18 protein-coding genes and 1 pseudogene are annotated in these 15,150 nt (G+C 73.2%); 15 read left to right on the forward strand and 4 right to left on the reverse strand.

The window, feature by feature from the left end:
• The 4 genes and pseudogenes from ABD211_RS16325 to ABD211_RS16340 all read left to right on the forward strand — a co-directional run.
• A pseudogene (locus tag ABD211_RS16325) lies at nt 1-677 on the forward strand (primosome assembly protein PriA); the annotation flags it as partial.
• A gap of 55 nt (nt 678-732) precedes the next feature.
• Nucleotides 733-1,287: a peptide deformylase gene (gene def, locus ABD211_RS16330; RefSeq protein WP_344131900.1), complete on the forward strand. Its 555-nt coding sequence runs from the start codon at nt 733-735 to the stop codon at nt 1,285-1,287.
• A 1-nt stretch (nt 1,288) separates the two neighbouring features.
• The gene (gene fmt, locus ABD211_RS16335; RefSeq protein ID WP_344131945.1) at nt 1,289-2,230 is read left to right on the forward strand and encodes a methionyl-tRNA formyltransferase; all 942 of its coding nucleotides are present in this window, start codon (nt 1,289-1,291) and stop codon (nt 2,228-2,230) included.
• Complete coding sequence (locus ABD211_RS16340) at nt 2,227-3,606, forward strand: RsmB/NOP family class I SAM-dependent RNA methyltransferase (RefSeq protein ID WP_425560425.1); 1,380 nt, start codon at nt 2,227-2,229, stop codon at nt 3,604-3,606. The genes fmt and ABD211_RS16340 overlap by 4 nt, the downstream gene beginning before the upstream one ends.
• 23 nt (nt 3,607-3,629) lie before the next feature.
• Here the strand turns inward: ABD211_RS16340 and ABD211_RS16345 are convergent, their stop codons facing one another.
• From ABD211_RS16345 to ABD211_RS16355, 3 genes are all read right to left on the reverse strand, one after another.
• Nucleotides 3,630-4,436, reverse strand: coding sequence for an SAM-dependent methyltransferase (locus ABD211_RS16345; RefSeq protein ID WP_344131903.1), 807 nt, complete (start codon nt 4,434-4,436; stop codon nt 3,630-3,632).
• Nucleotides 4,437-4,504: 68 nt separating this feature from the next.
• A complete protein-coding gene (locus ABD211_RS16350; protein ID WP_344131906.1) occupies nt 4,505-4,741 on the reverse strand; it encodes a hypothetical protein in 237 nt (78 codons plus the stop codon).
• Nucleotides 4,738-5,175 (reverse strand): GDSL-type esterase/lipase family protein, encoded by a 438-nt coding sequence (locus ABD211_RS16355; RefSeq protein WP_344131909.1) that lies wholly within the window; start codon nt 5,173-5,175, stop codon nt 4,738-4,740. The genes ABD211_RS16350 and ABD211_RS16355 overlap by 4 nt, the downstream gene beginning before the upstream one ends.
• Nucleotides 5,176-5,234: 59 nt before the next feature.
• Between ABD211_RS16355 and ABD211_RS16360 the strand changes: the two genes are divergently transcribed.
• Nucleotides 5,235-5,537, forward strand: coding sequence for a zinc ribbon domain-containing protein (locus tag ABD211_RS16360; protein ID WP_344131912.1), 303 nt, complete (start codon nt 5,235-5,237; stop codon nt 5,535-5,537).
• A gap of 12 nt (nt 5,538-5,549) precedes the next feature.
• Nucleotides 5,550-6,185, forward strand: coding sequence for a maleylpyruvate isomerase N-terminal domain-containing protein (locus tag ABD211_RS16365; RefSeq protein WP_344131915.1), 636 nt, complete (start codon nt 5,550-5,552; stop codon nt 6,183-6,185).
• A 51-nt stretch (nt 6,186-6,236) separates the two neighbouring features.
• Here the strand turns inward: ABD211_RS16365 and ABD211_RS16370 are convergent, their stop codons facing one another.
• A complete protein-coding gene (locus tag ABD211_RS16370; RefSeq protein WP_425560426.1) occupies nt 6,237-8,087 on the reverse strand; it encodes a cellulose binding domain-containing protein in 1,851 nt (616 codons plus the stop codon).
• Between the two features lie 12 nt (nt 8,088-8,099).
• On the opposite strand from ABD211_RS16370, the gene ABD211_RS16375 reads away from it, so the two are divergent.
• The 9 genes from ABD211_RS16375 to ABD211_RS16415 form a co-directional block, all read left to right on the forward strand.
• Nucleotides 8,100-8,663: an RBBP9/YdeN family alpha/beta hydrolase gene (locus tag ABD211_RS16375; RefSeq protein ID WP_344131921.1), complete on the forward strand. Its 564-nt coding sequence runs from the start codon at nt 8,100-8,102 to the stop codon at nt 8,661-8,663.
• Between the two features lie 77 nt (nt 8,664-8,740).
• Nucleotides 8,741-9,451: a ribulose-phosphate 3-epimerase gene (gene rpe / locus ABD211_RS16380; protein WP_344131924.1), complete on the forward strand. Its 711-nt coding sequence runs from the start codon at nt 8,741-8,743 to the stop codon at nt 9,449-9,451.
• Nucleotides 9,448-10,440: a response regulator gene (locus ABD211_RS16385; protein WP_344131927.1), complete on the forward strand. Its 993-nt coding sequence runs from the start codon at nt 9,448-9,450 to the stop codon at nt 10,438-10,440. The genes rpe and ABD211_RS16385 overlap by 4 nt, the downstream gene beginning before the upstream one ends.
• Nucleotides 10,441-10,858: 418 nt before the next feature.
• Complete coding sequence (gene ribD / locus ABD211_RS16390) at nt 10,859-11,941, forward strand: bifunctional diaminohydroxyphosphoribosylaminopyrimidine deaminase/5-amino-6-(5-phosphoribosylamino)uracil reductase RibD (RefSeq protein ID WP_344131951.1); 1,083 nt, start codon at nt 10,859-10,861, stop codon at nt 11,939-11,941.
• Between the two features lies 1 nt (nt 11,942).
• Nucleotides 11,943-12,536, forward strand: a complete 594-nt coding sequence (locus tag ABD211_RS16395) for a riboflavin synthase (protein WP_344131930.1) — start codon at nt 11,943-11,945, stop codon at nt 12,534-12,536.
• Nucleotides 12,537-12,609: 73 nt separating this feature from the next.
• Nucleotides 12,610-13,854 carry a bifunctional 3,4-dihydroxy-2-butanone-4-phosphate synthase/GTP cyclohydrolase II gene (locus tag ABD211_RS16400; RefSeq protein WP_344131933.1) on the forward strand — a complete coding sequence of 415 codons (1,245 nt, stop codon included), beginning with the start codon at nt 12,610-12,612 and terminating at the stop codon, nt 13,852-13,854.
• A gap of 1 nt (nt 13,855) precedes the next feature.
• Complete coding sequence (ribH, locus tag ABD211_RS16405) at nt 13,856-14,347, forward strand: 6,7-dimethyl-8-ribityllumazine synthase (protein ID WP_344131936.1); 492 nt, start codon at nt 13,856-13,858, stop codon at nt 14,345-14,347.
• A 34-nt stretch (nt 14,348-14,381) separates the two neighbouring features.
• The gene (locus ABD211_RS16410; RefSeq protein WP_344131939.1) at nt 14,382-14,951 is read left to right on the forward strand and encodes a SigE family RNA polymerase sigma factor; all 570 of its coding nucleotides are present in this window, start codon (nt 14,382-14,384) and stop codon (nt 14,949-14,951) included.
• The coding region (locus ABD211_RS16415; protein WP_344131942.1) for a hypothetical protein at nt 14,948-15,150 on the forward strand (203 nt) is incomplete at its 3' end. The genes ABD211_RS16410 and ABD211_RS16415, both read left to right, overlap by 4 nt.

Below are 15,150 nucleotides of genomic sequence, written 5' to 3' on the forward strand. Positions count from 1 at the left end.
GCGGCCGACCGCTGCGCGCCGCCGTCGTCGGCGCCCGCCGCACCGCTGACGAGCTGGGCCGCGCCTTCCCCGACGTGCCGGTGCGCACGAGCGGCCGCGACGGCGTGCTGGACCGCGTCGACAACGGCCCCGCGCTCGTCGTCTCGACGCCCGGCGCGGAGCCCGTGGCCGAGGGCGGCTACGGCGCGGTGCTGCTGCTCGACACGTGGGCGCTGCTCACGCGCGCCGACCTGCGCGCCGGCGAGGAGGCGCTGCGCCGCTGGCTGGCCGCCGCGACGCTGGCCAGGCCCGCTAGGAACGGTGGCAAGGTGGTCGTCGTGGCCGATGGTGCGCTCGTGCCCGTCCAGGCGCTGCTGCGCTGGGACCCGGCGACGTTCGCGGCCCGGGAGCTGGACGAGCGGCGGCAACTGGGCTTCCCGCCGGCCGCCCGGCTGGCCAGCCTCACCGGCTCGCCGGCGGCGGTGAACGAGCTGGTGGGGCTGGCGGAGCTGCCCGACGGGGTGGAGCTGCTGGGTCCGGTGCCGGCCCGCGACGCCGAGCGTCTGCTCGTCCGGGTGCCCAGCCGCGCGGCGGGCCGCGCCCTGGCGGCGGCCCTGCACCGGCCGGCCGGGGTGCGTTCGGCGCGCAAGGCGGCCGAACCGGTGCGGATCCAGGTGGACCCGGCCGAACTCTGGTAGCCGGGGCATTCCGTAGACTTGACGCGTCGATCGTGAGCCGTCCTGAGGGGGCCGTGTGACCATCCAGCCGATCCGCCTGTTCGGCGACCCTGTGCTACGGACCCCGGCGGACCCGGTGACCACCTTCGACAAGGAGTTGCGCACCCTCGTCCGCGACCTGACGGAGACCCTGCTCGACCAGGAGGGCGCGGGCCTGGCGGCCCCTCAGCTCGGCGTGGGCCTGCGCGTGTTCGTCTTCGACGTCGACGACGTGGTCGGTCACCTGATCAACCCGGTGCTGAGCTTCCCCGACGAGAAGGAGCAGGACGGTCCGGAGGGCTGCCTGTCCATCCCCGGCATCTACATCGACACCAAGCGTCGGCAGAACGTCATCGCCAAGGGCGTCAACGAGTACGGCGACCCGATCCAGATCGTCGGCACCGGCCTGATGGCCCGATGCGTGCAGCACGAGACCGACCACCTCGACGGCGTGCTGTTCCTCGACCGCCTCGACCCCGACCGCCGCAAGGACGCGATGCGCCAGATCCGCCAGGCGGAGTGGTACAATCCGGACGCCCCGCCCACCGTCAAGATCAGCCCGCATGTCGGCGGCGGAATCTTCGGGCGCTGACGTGCGCCTCATCTTCGCGGGCACCCCCGAGGTCGCCCTGCCCAGCCTGGACGCGATCGCCGCGTCCGGCCACGAGATCGTCGCCGTGCTGACCCGTCCCGACGCGCCGGCCGGCCGGGGCCGTCGGCTCGTCCGCTCGCCCGTCGGCGCGTGGGCCGACGAGCGCGGCATCGAGGTGCTCACCCCCGCGCGCCCGCGCGAGGAGGAGTTCCTCGCCCGCCTGGCCGACATCGCGCCGGACTGCGTGCCGGTCGTCGCCTACGGCGCCCTCGTGCCGCAGGTCGCGCTCGACGTCCCGGCGCACGGCTGGATCAACCTGCACTTCTCGCTGCTGCCCGCCTGGCGCGGCGCCGCCCCCGTCCAGCACGCCGTGCTGCACGGCGACGACATGACCGGCGCCTCGGTGTTCCAGCTGGAGGCCGGCCTCGACACCGGCCCGGTCTTCGGCACGCTGACCGAGACGGTGCGCCCCACCGACACGTCCGGCGACCTGCTGGGCCGGCTGGCGGTCGCGGGTGGCGGGCTGCTCGTGGCGGTGCTCGACGCGATCGCCGCCGGGACCGCGCGCGCCGTGCCGCAGCCCGTCGACGGCATCAGCCTCGCCCCGAAGGTCACGGTGGAGGACGCCCAGGTCCGCTGGGACGAGCCCGCGTTCGCGGTCGACCGCCGCGTCCGCGCGTGCACCCCGGCCCCCGGCGCGTGGACGGAGTTCCGCGGCGAGCGGGTCAAGCTCGGCCCGGTCACGGTCGTGCCCGACGGCCCGGCGCTCAAGCCGGGCGACCTGCTCGTGGCGCGCAACCGGGTGCTGTGCGGCACGGCCACCGCGCCGGTCGCCCTGGGCGACGTGCGCGCGGCCGGCAAGAAGGCGATGTCCGCGGCGGACTGGGCCCGCGGCGCCCGCCTGGGCGACGCGGAGCGTTTCGAACCCGGGAGTACGTCGTGACGCGCGCGGTCCGCCGTCCCGCCCGTGACGTGGCCCGCTGGGCCGCCTACGAGGCCGTCGCGGCCGTCCAGCGCGACGACGCGTACGCCAACCTGGTGCTGCCCAAGGTGCTGCGCGAGGAGCAGGTCTTCGGCCGCGACGCGGCGTTCGCGACCGAGCTGACCTACGGCACGCTGCGCCAGCTCGGCCAGCTCGACGTGATCATCGAGAAGGCGGCCGGCCGGGAGGTGGGTCGCATCGATCCGCCGGCCCGCGACGCGCTGCGCCTCGGGGCGTACCAGATCCTCCACACGCGGGTGCCGGCGCACGCCGCGGTCTCGGCCACCGTGGACCTCGTGCGCCGCGTCTCGCCGGGCGCCGCGGGATTCGCGAACGCCGTGCTGCGGCAGATCACGTCCAAGGAGCTGCCGGCCTGGCTCGACGAGCTGGCCCCGTCGCGCGACGCCGACCCGGTCGCGCACCTGTCCGTCGTGGACGCCCATCCACAGTGGATCGTGCGGGCCTTCCGCGAGGCGCTCGGCGGCGACCTGGACGAGACGCAGGCTCTGCTCATCGCGGACAACGAGCGGCCGGAGGTGCACCTGTGCGCCCGTCCGGGCCGCGTCGACGCGGCCGACCTGGCCGACGAGGTGGGCGGCGCGCCGGGCGCGTTCTCGCCGTACGGGGTCTATCTGCCGTCCGGTTCGCCGGGCGAGCTGCGCGCCATCGTCGACGGCCGCGCCCACGTGCAGGACGAGGGCTCGCAGCTGGTGGCGCTCGCGCTGGCCGACGTGCCGGTCGAGGGCGACGACAACCGCTGGCTGGACCTGTGCGCCGGCCCGGGAGGCAAGGCGGCCCTGCTGGGCGGCCTGGCCGTCGAGCGCGACGCGCGGCTGACCGCCGTGGAGGTGGCACCCCACCGCGCCGACCTGGTGCGCAACGCGGTGCGCGGCATGCCGGTGCGGGTGCTGTGCGCCGACGGGCGCGAGGTCGGCGCCTCCGACGACCTGCCCGAGGCCGGCTTCGACCGGGTGCTCGTCGACGCGCCCTGCTCCGGGCTGGGCAGCCTGCGCCGCCGCCCCGAGTCGCGGTGGCGCCGCCAGCCGACCGACCTGCCGCCGCTCACCCGGCTGCAGCGCGAGCTGCTCGGCGCGGCGCTGAAGGCCGTGCGGCCCGGCGGCGTCGTCGCCTACGTGACGTGCTCGCCGCACCTGGTGGAGACGCAGGTGTCGGTCACCGAGGCGGTGCGCCGGTCACCCGTCGCGGTCGACCTGGTGGACGCCCGGCCCTACCTGCCGGGTGTGCCAGGGCTCGGCACGGGGCCGGCGGTGCAGCTGTGGCCGCACCGGCACGGCACGGACGCCATGTTCCTGGCCCTGCTGCGTCGCACCAGCTGACGAACCTTCGCCGCTGAGCCGGGCTACGGCGTGCGCGCGACGCCGCCGACCGACCAGACGGGCGTGTCGCCGGGGCCCTCGTCGTCGGGATCGGGCCGCCACCGCGGCACGTAGACGAGGCCCGGCTCGACCAGCTCCAGGCCGTCGAAGTAGCGCAGCACCTGGTCCCTGGTCGGCAGGTTCGGCCGCCGGGGGCCGGCGGAGGCGGTCTTGTCCTGGTAGAGCGCGGCGAGCCGGGCGGTCGTCTCGGGTCGCAGGTCGGCCACCGCGTGGGCGATCGCGAGGTAGCTGCCGGGCGCCAGCTGCTCGCGCAGCCGCCGCACGACCCGGTGCGCGAGCTCGTCATCGGGGACCAGGTGCAGCACCGAGAAGAGCAGCAGGCCGACCGGCTCCCTGAAGTTGATCATCTGTTTGACGGCCGGGCTGCCGAGCAGCGACTCCGGGTCGCGCAGGTCGGCCTCGACGACCGCCGTGGTGGGATGGGTGCCCAGCAGCGCCCGGGCATGCGCGACGACCATCGGGTCGTTGTCGACGTAGACGACCCGGGCGGCCGGGGTGACCGCGCGGGCCACCTCGTGGACGTTGCCGCGGGTCGGCAGGCCGCAGCCGACGTCGAGGAACTGCCGGATCCCGTCGCGGGCGAGGTACGTGACCGCCCGGCTGAGGAACTTGCGCCCCTCCTGCGCCCCCACCCGCAGCTCGGGCGCCACGGTGAGGGCCTGGTCCGCGGCGGCCCGGTCGGCGGCGAAGTTGTCCGTGCCGCCCAGGTAGTAGTCGTACATGCGGGCCACGTTCGGCACGTCCGGGTCGAACGGCATCGGTTCCAGCATCGCATCCTCCACGGTGGACGGGTGGCAATGTTATGCCGTGAGAGCCCGTCATTGTGGGTTAAGTGGCGTCATGCGAGCGGCTTGCGGTAGCGCGGCAGGGTCGCGGTGACCCGGTAGCCGCGCCCCTCGTAGAGCGCGACGCTGCGGTTCGGGTTCTCGCGTACGGTCCGCAGCGTGGCGCGGGGCACGCTCAACCCGGCGAGCGCGGACAGGCGCGTGCCGAGCAGGGCCTGAGCGGCGGCCCGGACCGCCTCCAGCCGCGGCAGGTCCACCGGGCCGGCGTACCCGCGCAGGGTCAGGGTCACGGCGCCACCGCGCGCAGCCACTCCTGCGCGAGCAGGGCGTCCCCGGCCGGCGTCAGGTGCACCCGTCGGTGACCCACGCGGGTGGCCGTCAGAATCTCGCGGTAGTCGTTCTCGTAGTCCTCGGTGGACGTGACGTCCCCGGAGTCGAATCCGCGCCATGTGTCGTTGACGCCGATCATGACGGATACGACGTCGGGGCGCAGCGTGATGCAGTCCTCGGTCCAGCGCTTGCGCAGGTCGCGCACACGGTCGCCGCCGATGCCGCGGTTGCCGAACCGGACGCCGTGACCGGGGTGGCGGGCACCGAACAGGGCGGCCGCGATCAGCGCGTACCCGTGTCCGAGGTCGTCGGGGTTGGCGCGGTCGCGGCCGGCGTCGGTGATGCTGTCACCGATGAACAGGACCGTCGCGCCCGACGGGATGGTGACCGTCATCGTTGCCTCCGGGAGAATCCGCGGGCGCTGTGCCGCGCCCCGGCTAGGGTAGTCAACGGGTGCTGTTGCGGTGCGGCGAAACCAAACCGGCCCTGTTCGAGCGGAGCTACACCTGCAGCACCTGCGGCATGGTCCTTGACCGCGACCACAATGCCGCACGAAACCTCGCCGCGCTCGCGGCAAAGGTCACCACCGCCGGGCGTGGCCCGGTGGCAGCACGTGGAGCCGACCAGAAGACCCGCCTACGCGGGCAGGTGGCTACGAAACGTGAACCCGGCACGGCAACCGCCGATCAGACCGGGACCGTCCTACCGCAAGGTAGGACTACCGAATGTGTACCACTAAAGCACACTGGAAGGTAACGGGAGCGACGAGTGACGATCAGGGAAGCGTATCTGCGGGCGGCGCGGTCGGCGGCGGAACTGCTGGCCGACCCGGCGGTCGCCGCGGCATGGGATGAACCGAGCGCGCTGGCGGAGTTCCGGGTGAGCGGGCTAGCAGGCCATCTCGGCCGGCAGGTGAACCGGGTGGTGGAGCTCGCCGCGGCGGGTCCGTCGGCCGAGGCGCCGATCACCCTGCTGGACCACTTCGAACGGTCCACCTGGGTCGGTGCCCAGCCGGACGACCCGGTCAGCGTCGGCGTCCGGGAGTCGGGGGAGAAGGACGCGGCGGGCGGCCCGGCGGCTCTCGCCGAGTTCATCGCCGGGCAGGTCGCGGCCCTCGACGCGACGTTCCCGACGCTGCCGGCGGATCTGGTCGTGGCGCTGCCCTGGGCCGGGTGGTCGCTCACCTTCGACGACTTCCTCGTCACCCGGCTGCTGGAGATCGCGGTGCACAACGACGACCTCGCGGTGAGCGTTGGCATCGACGCGCCCGCCCAGCCCGACGAGGTGCTCGAGCCCGTGTTCGCGCTGCTCACGAAGCTCGCCGTGAAGCAGCACGGCGCCACGGCGGTGCTGCGGGCGCTCAGCCGCGCCGAGCGCGCACCGGCGACCATCGCGGCGATCTGACGAGGGCGACCTCGGCGGAAATGTCCGCCGGGGTCGCCCCGGTAATCCGCGTCAGGCCTTGACGCAGGTCAGCGTCGGGACGCTGTTGGTGCCGTTCCAGTTGGCGAGGAACCCGAACGTGGTGCTCGTGCCGGCGGCGAGCGAGCCGTTCCACGACAGGTTCTTCACGGTCACCGCCGACCCGCTGGTGGTCAGCGTGCCGTTCCACAGCTGGGTGATCGTCTGCCCGTTGGCGTACGTCCAGGTGACGGTCCACCCGGTGATCGCGGCCGAGCCGGCCGTGACGGTGACCTCACCCTGGAAGCCGCCCGTCCACTGGTTGGCCACCTTGTACGCGGCGGCGCAGCCGCCGGCCGAGGTCGGGCCGGCGGAGGTGACCACCGCGCTGGTCGGCGGCCGGGTGGTCACGACGGCCGAGGTGGGCGGGCGCGAGGTCACGACGGCCGAGGTGGGCGGGCGCGNCGGCGGGCGCGAGGTGACGACGGCCGACGTGGGCGGGCGGGTCGTCACGACGGACGACGTCGGCGGCGTGCTGGTGGCCGCCCGGGTGGAGGTGGGCACCGACGAGGTCGGGCCGGCGGTCGAGCCCGTGCCCGACTTGGCCGCGAAGTTCGCCGAGTGCTGCTTGAACACGGTGTGCTCGGGGCAGCCGAAGCCGCTGTCGAAGCCGCCGCATGACGACGAGCCGGGGAACCACCAGAACGCGTCGGCATCGCCGCCGCTGGCCTCCATCTCGGCGTAGATCTGGGCCCACCACTCGCTCTTGTTGTCGTGGACGTTCCACTCGCCGAGGAAGAACGGCTTGCCGACCACATTGTGCGAGTCGTCGATCCAGCGCTTGACCAGGGTGCGGGCCTTGGCGTAGTCGAGGCCCGCCCAGCCCTCCGTCGGGTACATGTGCGCCGAGGTGAAGTCGATGTACGGCGAGGAGTGGATGTAGACGAACGGGTTGCCCGCGTCGCCGCCGTAGCCGTACGACGTCTGCTGGCCCTCCATGCCCGTACCGAGGAGGTGGTTGGGGTCGAGGCTCTTGACCAGGGCGCCCATCTCGTCGACCCACGCCCGCAGGGTGGTGCCGGTGGTGTTCTCGTTCGGGGTGGCGTCCTGGTAGCGGGGCTCGTTCATGAGCTCCCACGCCATCACCGTCGGGTCGTTGATCCACTTGACCCCGGTGAAGAAGTTGGTGCGGGCCAGCGCGTAGCGCACGTAGTTCTTGTACTGGTCGAAGCAGCCGGGGCACTGGGCCTTGTTGAAGAACCTCCAGCGGTTGGCCTGGCCGGTGCCGAGCCCTTCCCAGGACAGTCGCTTGTCGATGCCGCCGTACGCCTCCCAGTAGTTCTCGAAGACGGGGATGAGGCGGATCGAGTGGTCGCGGGCCGACTTCATGATGTAGTCGTAGAGGATGAACTCCTCCTCGGTGTAGACGCCCTCGGCGGCCTCCGAGCCCATCCAGTCCTCGTGGCTGAACATCCACAGGCGCAGCACCTGGACGCCGTCGGCCCTGAGGTTGGCCATGTGGTTGTCGATGCGGGTCTTGTCCACGTACTGCTCGCCGGGCAGCCAGTCGTAACCGTAGGTGAACAGGTCGTACGTGTTGGTGCCGGCGAAGTAGGCCGGCTTGCCGTCGACGCAGAAGCGGATGCCGCACCGGGTGACGAAGCTGTCGCGGGGGTCGGCGGCCTGCGCGGTATTCGTGACGATGACGGCTGTTGCCGCCGCGACCAGCGCGGCTATGCCGGCGAACACGGCGACCAAGGGCCGCCGAAGGGACGGACGCACGGGTGCTCCTAGAAGGGGGACGAAAGAATATGTCGATGGAAGCGCTCCCAGGAGCTTAAGCGGTAAAGTTCGCTCACGTAAAGGATCCGTTGCGGGCCTACGGTGAACGTGCGTGTACCCCATATCCTGTGCGGCATGACGCGCGTCCTGGTGGTTCCCGGCTATCAGAATTCAGGCCCCGGCCATTGGCAGAGCCTGTGGGAAGAGGAAAACCCGGAGTACATCCGGATTGAGCAGGACGACTGGGACCACCCGACCTGCGAGGCGTGGGTCGCCCGCATCGACGAGGCGGTGAACGCGAGCGAGGAGGAGGTCGTCCTCGTGGCGCACAGCCTCGGCGCGATCGCCGTCGTGCGGTGGGCCGCCGCGCACGTGGGTCCGGTGCGCGCGGCGCTGCTGGTCGCACCGGCCGATGTGGACAACCTGCCCGACCACCCGTTCGAGTCGTTCAGCCCGGTGCCGCTGACGCCCCTACCGTTCGAGGCGTTCGTGGTCGGCAGCACCACCGACCCGTACGTGAGCATCGAGCGGGCGCGCGCGTTCGCGGGCGCCTGGCGGGCGGTCTTCATCGATGCCGGCGACGCCGGCCACATCAATGTGGACAGCGGCCACGGCCCGTGGGAGCAGGGCGAACTGCTCCTGGCCGGCCTGCTGCCCGGCACTCCCGGTGCGGACGACCCCACCGTCGTGATCGCCTAGCATATAGGCTGGTCAATGTCGGATTCGGCCTGACGGCGGAGTGACCGACCGGCCCTCGCGGTGACTACACTGTCGCGGTGACCGATCCATCGCACAGCGTCGCGCCTGAGGGCCTCATCGTGGCGCCCAGCCTCCTCGCCGCCGACTTCGCCCGCATCGGGGAGCAGGCCAGGGAGGTTGAGCGCGACGCCGATTGGCTGCACGTCGACGTGATGGACTACCACTTCGTGCCGAACCTGACCCTCGGCCTGCCCGTGGTGCGCAGCCTGCTGCCGGCCACGACGCTGCCGCTGGACTGCCACCTCATGATCGCCGACCCGCGCCGGTGGGCCGTCGACTACGCCGAGGCCGGCGCGACGAACGTGAGCTTCCACGCCGAGGCCTGCGACGACCCGGTGGCGCTCGCCAAGGACCTGCGCGCGGCGGGCGCCCGGGCCGGCCTCGCGATCGACCGGGACACCCCCGTCGAGCCGTACCTGCCGCTGCTGGAGAACTTCGACACGTTGCTGATCATGACGATCAAGGCGGGCTTCGGCGGCCAGGAGTTCCTGCCGCACCTGCTCGACAAGGTGCGCACGGCCCGCCGCCACGCGAAGGCCGGTCACCTCAAGCTGCGCATCGAGGTCGACGGCGGCATCGCCGACGACACGATCGCCGCCGCGGCCGAGGCCGGCGCCGACGCCTTCGTGGCCGGCACGGCCGTCTTCGGCGCCGACGACCCCGCCGAGGCGGTCCGCCGCCTACGCCGCACCGCACAGGGGAGTGCACCGGTTACGGATCTGTCGTGACGCAGCCACCGCCGCGACAGCGGATCCTGGTCGTCGACGACGACGTGGACATCGCGCGGTTCGTCGAGATGAACCTGCGCATGGAGGGCTTCGACGTGGTCGTCGCCCACGACGGCGTCGCGGCGCTGGAGGAGGTGGCCGCCCGCCGGCCCGACCTCGTCCTGCTCGACGTCGCGATGCCGCGCCTGGACGGCGTCGAGGTCACCAAGCGGCTGCGCGCCGACGCGATGACCTCCGCCATCCCCGTCATCATGCTGACCGCGAAGGGCCTCACCGTCGACAAGGTCGTCGGCCTGACGGCCGGCGCCGATGACTACATCGTCAAGCCGTTCGACACCCTGGAGCTGGTCGCCCGCGTGCAGACCACGCTGCGGCGCAACCGCGAGTTCCGCGAGGTGTCGCCGCTGACCGGGCTGCCCGGCAACGCCCGCATCCAGCAGGAGATCAGCGACCGGCTGCGGGGCGGGTCCGACTTCGCCGTCTGCCACGTCGACATCGACGGCTTCAAGGCCGTCAACGACGTGTACGGGTTCGGTCGCGGCGACGAGTTCATCGCCACCCTGGCCCGGAAGTTGCACCGCGCGGTCGTCGCGGCGGGCCTGCCGCCGGTCTTCCTCGGCCACATCGGCGGCGACGACTTCGTCGTCGTCTGCGCCCCCGAGCAGGTGCGCCCGCTCACCGAGCGGGCCGTGCGCGAGTTCGAGGACGAGGCCGACACCCTCTACGACGCGGAGGACCGCGCCCGCGGCTACCTGCGCGTCAAGAGCCGGCAGAACAACGAGCTGCACGACGTCGGCCTGGTCACCGTGTCGATCGGGGTCGCCCTGTCCGCCCAGCGCGACTACACCGACCCGCGCGAGGTGATCGCGGTGGCCAACGAGATGAAGACCGTGGCGAAGAACCAGCCCGGCTCGTTCGTCGCCTACGACCGGCGCAAGACCAAGCACGAGCCGGGCACGGGCTCGCCGCGGCGGTCCGGGCCTGTCTGACCATTTCCGTGCCCGCCACGCCGGGTGTGACCTGTATCGCGCAGCTATCCGACCGGCCGTTCCGCGTGGCACACTCAGGGCATACCCACCAGCGCGCTGGCGGGACTCGGTGAAATTCCGAACCGGCGGTGATCCGGGGCGAGCGGCCCCGGTCAGCCCGCGACCCGGTGGCCGCCAGCCACCGGTGGATCCGGTGTGACCCCGGAGCCGACGGTTGGCCCGACGCGGCGACGCGCCGGCCAGACAGTCCGGATGGGAGACAGCGCGCGGGATGAAACGCCCGGCCGAGGCATCGGGGCCCGGCCCGGCGGCGGTGTGCCGCGCGCCCACCTGGACGCCCACCCGTGACCTCCCGCCTGATGTCACCCTGCCCTGCCCGCGCGCCGTGAACGCGCGTTGTGCGCAGAAGGGCGTGGAGATGGCCAGCGACGCCGAAGACCGGGCGATGCGATGGGCGATCGCGCTCGCCTCCCGAAGCATCGGCGCGACCAGCCCCAACCCCGTGGTCGGCTGCGTCATCCTCGACGCCGCCGGGCAGAGCGTCGGCGAGGGCTTCCACGCGTACGCGGGCGGGCCGCACGCCGAGATCCGGGCGCTCGCCGAGGCGGGCGTGCGGGCCAAGGGCGGCACCGCCGTCGTCACGCTGGAACCCTGCAACCACACCGGCCGCACCGGCCCCTGCACGCAGGCCCTGATCGCGGCCGGGGTCGCCCGGGTCGTGGTGGCCGTCCCGGACCCCAACCCGACCGCCGCCGGTGGCGCCGCCACCCTGCGGGCCGCCGGGGTCGAGGTCGAGCTGGGGGTACGCGAGGCGGAGGCGGCCGCGGGTAACCGGGCCTGGCTGGTGTCCACCCGCCGGGCCGCCGCGGGCGACCCCCGGCCGTACGTGATCTGGAAGCTGGCCGCCACGCTGGACGGCCGCTCCGCCGCCGCCGACGGCAGCAGCCAGTGGATCACGTCGCCGGCCGCCCGTTCGGACGTACACATCCTGCGGAGCAGCTGCGATGCGATCATGGCGGGTGTGGGCACCGTGCTCGCCGACGACCCGCAGCTGACCGTCCGCGACCCGGCCACCGGGGTGTCCGCCACCCGGCAGCCGTTGCGGGTCGTCGTCGACTCCGCCGGGCGTACCCCCGCTGATGCCCGCGTGCGCGACGGCGCCGCGCGCACCTGGGTGGCGACCACCGCGGACGTCGGGGCCGGCCCCGACGGGCGGGTGGATCTCGCGGCGCTGTGCGCCGAACTGTTCAACCGGGGTCACCGGCGCGTGCTGCTGGAGGGCGGTCCCCGACTTTCGGGGGCGTTCCTCGCGGCCGGCCTGGTCGACGAGGTCGTCGCCTACGTGGCGCCGAAGCTGCTCGGCGCCGGCCCCACGGCCGTCCTGGACGCGGGCGTGACCAGCATCGACGACGCGATCGGCCTGGAGCTGACCGACGTGACCCGCATCGGCCCGGACCTGCGCATCACCGCGGTCCCGATCAGCACACCCAAGGGGGAGTGACGTGTTCACCGGCATCATCGAGGAGCTCGGCACGGTGGCGGCCATCGAGCCGGCCGGGGAGTCGGCGCGGCTCGCCGTGCGCGGCCCGTTGGTCACCGGCGACGCCGCCCACGGGGACTCGATCAGCGTCAACGGCGTCTGTCTCACGGTCGTCGAGGTGGCCGACGGCACGTTCACGGCGGACGTGATGCGCGAAACGCTCGACCGGTCGTCGCTGGGCGCGCTCAACCCGGGCGACCGGGTGAACCTGGAGCGCGCCGCGACGCTGTCCACCCGGCTGGGCGGGCACCTGGTGCAGGGGCACGTCGACGGGGTCGCGACGATCGCGTCCCGGGTCCCTGGCGACCAGTGGGAGGCGGTGCGTTTCACGCTGCCGCCGGAGCTGTCGCGGTATGTCGTGGAGAAGGGGTCGATCACGGTGGACGGCGTCTCGCTCACCGTGACCGATGTGGACGACGTCACGTTCGGGGTGGGACTGATCCCGACCACGCTGGCGCTGACCACGTTGGGCCACAAGGGGGTCGGCGACCCCGTCAACCTGGAGGTGGACGTCGTGGCGAAGTACGTCGAGCGGCTGTTGGGGGCGAAGGCATGAGCGAGCGTCAGCGAGCGAATCATCGGCCCGGTGCCAACTCATGGCGGCGTCGGAGCGAAGCGGAGATGACGGCATGAGGGACATCACGCGCGGGTCGGCGCTCATCGAGAAGGCGATCGCTGACATCGCGGCCGGGCGGGCCGTCGTCGTGGTCGACGACGAGGACCGGGAGAACGAGGGCGACCTGATCTTCGCAGCCGAGCTGGCCACGCCGGAGCTTGTCGCGTTCATGGTGCGGCACACGTCCGGGTTCATCTGCGCGCCGATCACCGAGCCGGACGCCGACCGCCTCGAACTGCCCCCGATGTACTACACGAACCAGGACCGGCGCGGCACCGCGTACACGGTGACGGTCGACGCCCGCGAGGGCATCTCGACCGGCATCTCGGCCGCCGAGCGGGCGCATACCATCCGGCTGCTCGCCGACCCGGCGACCCGCCCGACCGACCTGTCGCGCCCCGGCCACGTGGTGCCGCTGCGCGCCCGCGCCGGCGGCGTCCTGCGCCGCCCCGGGCACACCGAGGCCGCCATCGACCTGGCCGTCCTCGCCGGGCTGCGGCCGGCCGCGGTGCTGTGCGAGCTGGTCAACGACGACGGCACCATGAAGCGGATGCCGGACCTGAAGGCGTTCGCCGCCGAGTTCGGCCTGACGCTCATCACGATCGCCGACCTCATCGCCTACCGCCGGCACACCGAGAAGCAGATCGAGCGGGTCGCCGAGGCCCGCATGCCCACCCCCCACGGGGTCTTCCGGGCGTTCGGCTACCAGGCCACGACCGACAACGCCGAGCACATCGCGCTGGTCTACGGCGACCTGGGCGACGGCCTCGACGTGCTCGTGCGGGTGCACTCCGAGTGCCTCACCGGCGACGTGTTCGGCTCGCTGCGCTGCGACTGCGGCCCGCAGCTGCAGGCGGCGCTCGCCCGGGTGGCCGAGGAGGGCCGCGGCGTCGTGCTCTACGTGCGCGGGCACGAGGGCCGCGGCATCGGCCTCATGCACAAGCTGCAGGCCTACCAGCTGCAGGACGAGGGGCGCGACACCGTCGACGCCAACCTCGACCTGGGCCTGCCCGCCGACGCCCGCGACTACGGCACCGGCGCGCAGATCCTCGCCGACCTCGGCATCAAGTCGATGCGGTTGCTCACCAACAACCCGGCCAAGCGCGCCGGCCTCGAGGGCTACGGCCTCACCGTCGCCGGCCGCGAGGCGCTGCCCGTGCGCCCGCACCCCGAGAACGTGCGGTACCTGCGCACCAAGCGCGACCGCATGGGCCATATCCTCGACGACCTCGACCAGCTCGCGGAAGGACACGCCTGACATGGCCGGCTTCGGGGAAGCGGAACTGACCACCGTCGACGCGCGCGGCCTGCGGGTCGGCATCGCCGCCACCCGCTGGCACGCGGAGCTCGTCGACCACATGGTGGGCCGGGCGGTCGCGGCGGCGGAGGCCAGCGGCGTCACCGACGTCGTCGTCGTGCGCGTGGCCGGCTCCGTGGAGCTGCCGGTCGTCGCGCAGGCGCTCGCCCGGCGGTGCGACGCGGTGGTCGCCCTGGGCGTGGTGGTGCGCGGTGAGACAGCCCATTTCGAGTACGTGTGCCAGTCCGTGACGGACGGGCTGACCCGGGTGGCCCTGGACGCCTCGACGCCCGTCGGGCACGGCGTGCTCACGGTCGACACGATCGCCCAGGCCCGGTCGCGGGCCGGCCTGCCCGACTCGGCCGAGGACAAGGGCTGGGCGGCCACGGTCGCGGCCCTCGACGCCGCCCTGACCGTCCGGGAGCTGTCCGCGGAGGCAACCTCGACCCGGTGACAACCCGCGCGGGTGCGTGCGCGTCGTACCGTTCATGACATCCGAGTTGGTGTCCCGCTGGACGGAGTCGGCGCTGTCCCCCGACTGGTTCGCTCCGGCCGACCCCGCCTCCGCTGACGAGGCGGTGACGGCCCTCTTCGCGGCCGAGTACCGGCCGCTCGTCCGCGTGGCCGCGTTGCTGCTGCACGACGAGGGGGCGGCCGAGGACATCACCCAGGACGCGTTCGTGGCGCTGCACGCGGCCTGGTGGCGGTTGCGTAATCCGGAACGGGCACGGGCGTACCTGCGCCAGTCCGTGGTGAACCGGTGCCGTTCAGCGCTGCGCCACCGCAACGTGATCGACCGGTACCTGCGCCGTCAGCCGCCGCCCGGGGTGGTGGCCAGCGCCGAGCACGCGGCGCTGGCGGCGGCCGAGCACGACGAGGTGCTCGCGGTCGTGGCCACCCTGCCGCTGCGCCAGCGGGAGGCGGTGGTGCTGCGCTACTACGCCGACCTGTCCGAGGCGGAGACGGCCGAGGTGATGGGCGTCAGCGTCGGCTCGGTCAAGAGCCACACCGCCCGCGCGGTCGCGGCCCTGCGCACCAAACTGGCGGTGCAACGGTGACGGGCCAGGTGGAGGACCGGCTCCGCGAGGCGCTGGCCGCGCCGGCGGGGCGGGCCCAGCCGGCCCCGGACGCGTTGCCGACGATCCGGTCGCGCATCGACGCCCGGCGCGGCCGGCGCCGCCGCGTCCTGCTCGCCGGGGCCGCGACCCTGGCCGTGTCGGTGTCCATCGTCGCGGGCGCGGCGCTCCTGCGCGACCC

Source organism: Luedemannella flava, from assembly GCF_039528515.1.
Taxonomy (GTDB): domain Bacteria; phylum Actinomycetota; class Actinomycetes; order Mycobacteriales; family Micromonosporaceae; genus Luedemannella; species Luedemannella flava.

Excerpts from the sequence above, each read along its gene's own strand:
- ABD211_RS16345 (WP_344131903.1), bottom strand. The coding sequence starts at position 4,436 with ATGCTGGAACCGATGCCGTTCGACCCGGACGTGCCGAACGTGGCCCGC.
- ABD211_RS16355 (WP_344131909.1), bottom strand. The coding sequence starts at position 5,175 with ATGACGGTCACCATCCCGTCGGGCGCGACGGTCCTGTTCATCGGTGAC.
- ABD211_RS16375 (WP_344131921.1), top strand. The coding sequence starts at position 8,100 with ATGACGCGCGTCCTGGTGGTTCCCGGCTATCAGAATTCAGGCCCCGGC.
- ribD (WP_344131951.1), top strand. The coding sequence starts at position 10,859 with ATGGCCAGCGACGCCGAAGACCGGGCGATGCGATGGGCGATCGCGCTC.
- ABD211_RS16400 (WP_344131933.1), top strand. The coding sequence starts at position 12,610 with ATGAGGGACATCACGCGCGGGTCGGCGCTCATCGAGAAGGCGATCGCT.
- ribH (WP_344131936.1), top strand. The coding sequence starts at position 13,856 with ATGGCCGGCTTCGGGGAAGCGGAACTGACCACCGTCGACGCGCGCGGC.
- ABD211_RS16410 (WP_344131939.1), top strand. The coding sequence starts at position 14,382 with ATGACATCCGAGTTGGTGTCCCGCTGGACGGAGTCGGCGCTGTCCCCC.